Origin of the sequence: Synechococcus sp. F70.1 (assembly GCF_047502745.1) — a bacterium.
Lineage (GTDB): Bacteria > Cyanobacteriota > Cyanobacteriia > Thermostichales > Thermostichaceae > Thermostichus.
In genome coordinates, this window is the sequence record NZ_JANSJL010000094.1 from 1 (window position 1) to 1,126 (window position 1,126).

General features: G+C 50.8%; 2 protein-coding genes. Both read right to left on the minus strand.

All coding sequences use genetic code 11. The annotated features are described in order from the left end of the window. Positions 1-180: 180 nt before the first annotated feature. A complete protein-coding gene (locus NW860_RS09345) occupies positions 181-393 on the minus strand; it encodes a hypothetical protein (protein WP_414411138.1) in 213 nt (70 codons plus the stop codon). 189 nt (positions 394-582) lie between these two features. Further along, positions 583-1,126, minus strand: a 544-nt coding sequence (locus NW860_RS09350) for a radical SAM protein (RefSeq protein ID WP_414513812.1), incomplete at its 5' end; no start/stop codon positions are given.

The following is a 1,126-nucleotide window of genomic DNA, read 5'->3' on the forward strand; positions in this document are numbered from 1 at the left end:
TGTTCCTGGGTGAAGGTGGCATACTCAGCCTGGGCAGCTTTCACCTGTTGGATCAAAGCTTCCAGTTCCTCGAGATTGGTGACAGGCATAGATGGATCCCTCCAAAATCACATCCATACTGTTGAGAGTTAAGGCAATAGTTAGAAATTGCTGGAAGACTCAAGCGGGCTCACTGGCCGGCTAAGCGCCAACAGACGTAAGGATCTGGATCTCGGCGGTCATTTTTGGGGGATGGGTAAGGGTGTTGTGGATAATGCAAGCATCAACAGCTTTTTCCAGAACCCTTTGATGCCTTATGTCTTGGCCTTGGTTGACCAAAGGCTGATCGCTGAGGGTGTGATGGTCGCAGCTTTCGGCTTGAAATTGAATGCCATTTTGGTAGATTACGCGCACCCCCCTGGGGATCGCTCTCCCTCTATTTTGCGACTGCCAAAGTTGGCAAGCTCTTAGCCTGCTAAGTTCAACTAAGTTAAACCTAGCGCCACTTTGGAGGCAGCCTAAGAATTTTAGAGATAACTTTGGGATCAGGCTAATGCAAGTCACGATTGGCTCCGGTTTTGTTGCTGTCGCCACGGCGATAAACTAAACTGCCACCAATCCCCGCTCACGAAAGATCTGCAAAGCGTGGTTGATCTGTTCAGGAGTAGGCGGCTGAACATCGCTGAGGGTATAGGGCAAACCCAACTGCTGCCATTTGTATTCCCCTATCTTGTGAAAGGGCAAAACTTCCACCCGCTCCACGTTGGATAGGGTGGCTACAAACTCAGCCAATCCCTTAATGTTTTCCTCGGGATCCGTCAAGCCGGGAACCAGCACAAAACGAATCCAGGTAGGCTTGTGGATCTGGTCTAAATAGCGGGCCAGATTAAGAGTGGGTTCTAGCGAAACGCCGGTAACCTTTCGATACAGCTCCGGCAGATAAGACTTGATATCGAGCAACACCAAATCTGTATGATCCAACACAGGTTTTGCCGCTTCCAGTTGAACATAGCCAGAGGTATCCAAAGCCGTGTGCAAGCCCAACTCATGGCAGCGGCGGAAAATCTCAGCCACAAAGGTGGGCTGCATTAACGGTTCTCCCCCGCTGGCCGTTACTCCCCCGCCTTTGAGGTAGTAATTGCGGCAG